This window comes from Amantichitinum ursilacus, from assembly GCF_001294205.1.
GTDB lineage: Bacteria > Pseudomonadota > Gammaproteobacteria > Burkholderiales > Chitinibacteraceae > Amantichitinum > Amantichitinum ursilacus.
Window position 1 is genome coordinate 1 of record NZ_LAQT01000021.1, and the last position, 3,734, is coordinate 3,734.

General features: G+C 54.5%; 4 protein-coding genes. All 4 read right to left on the bottom strand.

Features of this window, described 5'->3' with window-relative positions; genetic code table 11:
• A partial coding sequence (locus tag WG78_RS23420; protein ID WP_161805131.1) for a hemagglutinin repeat-containing protein occupies positions 1-129 on the bottom strand: 129 nt, incomplete at its 3' end.
• A gap of 106 nt (positions 130-235) precedes the next feature.
• Positions 236-478 (bottom strand): hypothetical protein, encoded by a 243-nt coding sequence (locus tag WG78_RS22520; protein ID WP_152969236.1) that lies wholly within the window; start codon positions 476-478, stop codon positions 236-238.
• A gap of 277 nt (positions 479-755) precedes the next feature.
• The gene (locus WG78_RS22205) at positions 756-1,658 is read right to left on the bottom strand and encodes a PoNe immunity protein domain-containing protein (RefSeq protein ID WP_083459211.1); all 903 of its coding nucleotides are present in this window, start codon (positions 1,656-1,658) and stop codon (positions 756-758) included.
• A gap of 2 nt (positions 1,659-1,660) precedes the next feature.
• The coding region (locus WG78_RS15580) for a DUF637 domain-containing protein (RefSeq protein ID WP_201782459.1) at positions 1,661-3,734 on the bottom strand (2,074 nt) is incomplete at its 5' end.

The following is a 3,734-nucleotide window of genomic DNA, read 5'->3' on the forward strand; positions in this document are numbered from 1 at the left end:
CTTGCTGCTGTTATTGGTGGTTTGTGTATCGATGCTGGCGATGATCTTCACGTCATTGCCCGCGCTCAGCGTGGTGCCGGCGTCCGATGCCACATTGCTGCCGGTCAGCGTCAGGTCATGTCCGGCGATTAGGTGCGTTGCTGGCGCCGTCGATCATCCCGCCCAGGTGGGTCAGGTCGAGTCGTGAGGGGGGAATTCAAAAGGCGAACGGGCAGGCCGTTCGCCTGACGGTCGATCAGACTGGTTTGCCGGTTACGACGTCGAAGTTGCCGGTGTCAGTGCGCAACGGAATCAGGATGATGCTGCCATTAAGCAGGCTGGCGTGAATTGCAATATCGTCCTCAAATCCGGCACGAAGCAAATCGTCGTAATTGAAGATCAATTTGCGGGTTTCTGGATTGTCAGGGGATTGCTCAATTCCAATAATTCGTGAATTTGGAGTCGAGTGAGGTACTGACTTATACTCTGCGGTAGCCATTGTTACTTCCTTCATAAGTGATTTTGGTTAGCGGGTCATCGGTGCTGGTAACACCGGTGGCTCGCGCTTTATTGCGCAGTTAATGAATCGATAATTATCCTGGTACGGATTGAAATATCACCGCGCAGATTTGAATTGCGAGGCGATGGCACATCATAACAGAACGAATGTTCTGAATGACCAATTAATTTTGTTAAAACTGGCAATCGAAATTGAATTAATGAGATTATTAAATTTTAGTTATAAATAAAAAAGCGAACCGAAGTTCGCTCTTTTATTAACGCTTGAATTTCCCGAAGATCTTTGAAAGCAATCCGCCCTGCGAAGAAGATTTCGATGTCGACGGATCTTGATTGTCCTCCCGCGGGGGATGGGTGGAAGGCCCATCTGGACGCAGCAGATCTCCCGGATAATTTGGATGCCCCAAACAAAGGCTATCGTCCAGATCAAATACCTTGACGGCAGCTATCGCTTCAACACACCACCGGCCGAAATAAGCACCGCCCTCAAAATTATCATCGCCGAATCGATGCCAATAAGGTCGCTCGTACATGGCGGTAGCAGGCGCGTTACCCTTTTTAGCGGGGCGGTCTAGTTCCGAGTGCCAATGATTTATAAATTCCAGCAGCAATGTGGGTTGATCTGCAGGAGATGCCTCAATTGCAGCCAACAGTCTGCTGTAGGGTTTCGGATGGCACAGGGCATCTCCTATCGCGCGATTTGGTTGACGTGATGCAATAATCATATCCAGCAATTTGTCTTCGCCTTCATTTCCGATGAGAGCGAGAAGCCGCAGCCATAATTCTTCCGATAAGTTCAATGCCAGCGCGAGGCCAACCAACCAGAAACACACAATATAATGGTCCAGATTTACTTTCCAGGCGTTCCGGGTGTATTGCCTTTCTTCCGAATAGACGCTTTTTCCAAGTTCTACCGAAGTCTCCCATCGGTCGATCAATGCTTCGAACTGGGAGGACAATGTCCGGATTTCCCTCCCGGCTGAATATTGTCTCAAAATGTCTTCCCAATGGCCCCTGGCAATGTCATACACATACTGCGGCCGATAAGCTGGATTGCCGGACGGTTGGCTCAATTGCAACGCCGTTTTGACCACACGGCTTTTTGCATGCTCGATCCATTCCTCCCAATATTCGAGGTTTCCTCTGGAGTCTCTAATCACGATTATTTCTTCCCTAAAATTCTTGTGGCCGCCTCTGGGTTGATCAGGAATTTGCCATCCTTATCGACGATTCCGACGGTGACTCTTCCTGCGGGATCGGTATGTACGATCCATTTTTCCACTCGGTCAGTTTCGATTGCATCTTGAATTGCTTCAGCCTGTTTAACATCTTTGCCTACGGATTCCAGGATGCGGTTATACCCTGTATTAGCGCCCTGAAGCCATGTGTCGCTCATCTGCAGGCCATCCGCAGTCTTCCCGAGCTGCGACGAACCATATTTATATTCAACGATAACGTAATCAACGTCCGGCCGACTTACCTTGTATAAATCATCAATACCGGTTTGACCAATTGCAGGGGTGCGGCCCACCTTGGTTGCGTCGGGGAGCAGTTGCTGGATTTTCTGGCCACCCATGAGATCACCAACAACCGATTTTTGTGCATTGGTGAGTTTACTGAAATCCATGAGCGGCTTGCCGTCCAGCCCATAGAGACCGCCCTTGGCGACCAGTCGGTTAAAGCTATCCAGTTTCGCCATCGAACCCAAAAAATCAACCGAAACATTGACCCCGACTTGTCCCAGAATGGCAGCCCCTTTCACCACGCCGTCTACCACCGCAACTGCGGAGCCGACCTGCCAAAGGATCGTGCCGACGTCGTGCCCCAGGTCGTATGCATTTTCATCGCCGCCCTTGGTCACTGCGATGTCCATGCGTTTAAGTTTCGCGTCGAGATCGGCAAGTGTATCCGCCGTGAACTGAGCGCGGATCTCGGGTTTGCTGAGCAAATCATGCAAGCCGGCGACGCTATCAAGGGGGTGCAGCATGAATTGCGTAATTGCAGTGGCGTCAGACCAACCCGAGTCCGCAAGCCCATGCACCAAGGCACTACCCGTTAGCACGTCTTGTTTACCGGAGATCAGCAGCCATTTGGCCGCGACCGCCAGAGCGTCAGCGCCTTTTGCTTCTTTGATTTCTTTCGCGGCCTGCACTTGCTGCTCGGTCGCCAGCCAGTTGTTATCCACCGCTGCTGTCGCTGCGTTGGTCGCGGTTGCAACACCCGACAGGTCTTGCGTGGCGCTGATCCCGGCAACCAGGGTGGCGACCAGATTGCGTTTGTTCTGCTTGTCTTGTTCCGTTTCGTCTGGCGTTGCGGGTCCGAACAGGTTGGTCAGCAGGCTGCTTGCCGCGCCGCCCAAAGCGCCCGCGCTGCAGGCCTGCGTACTGGCGGCCGCGCCAGCGCACGCCACAATGGCATGCAGGGCGGCATGTTCGGGGCTGCCTTCTACGACGGTGCCTTCGGTCACCAGCTTGCCGATATAGGCTGCGCCTTGTTGTTGCACGTAATTGATAACCATGCCTTGGGCCATGGTGGATGCGGAACCAGTGACATTGCCACTGACACCCGCCAACAGCGCGGTCGCCACCTGGCGGTACGTGCCTTTGGCGCCCCATTCCGCATCGAGCAAATCTGCATCAGTCCGTGCCTTTGCTGCCTGGTCCCGCAAAGCTTGTCGAGCATCGTCGGACAGGCCGTTGTTGGGGTCGCTGGCTTTGGCGTCGGCGTCTTTGGCGTCCTGGCGTTTCTGGTCGATTTCTTTGCCTCGGTTATCGAGGTAAGTGCTCGTCTGGTTGATCAGCTCTTTGCCCACCGTAAACCCGGCTTCGATCTGGGTCTTGTCGAAGATCGGTTTCAGCGCGCCGGTGGTGTCCTTGTCGGTCGAGACGGTGGTGTCGAGCGAGGCGAGGGTTTCGGCTGCCGTCTTCCCGGTCTTCGCCAACTGGCCCGCTTCATCGGTGATGGTCAGGCTGCCGGCGCTGATGCCGCTGCGGGTAATGCTGCCGCTGTCGCCCGTTGCCGCCAGCACGATTGGCGTACCGGTCGAGAAGCCGCTCTTGTTGCCGCTGCCCGGCACTTTGGTACCTGCGGACGCGACATCTCCGTTCTGGTCTTTACCCACACCGCCATTGTTCGAACCAGAAGAAGCGCTACCGCCATCCCCCTCCGACAGCGGCTTCATCCCCCCGCCGCCCTGGCTGTAGCCGCCGCCGATGCCGACACTGGTGGCGCTGTAG

Excerpts from the sequence above, each read along its gene's own strand:
- WG78_RS22520 (WP_152969236.1), bottom strand. The coding sequence starts at position 478 with ATGGCTACCGCAGAGTATAAGTCAGTACCTCACTCGACTCCAAATTCA.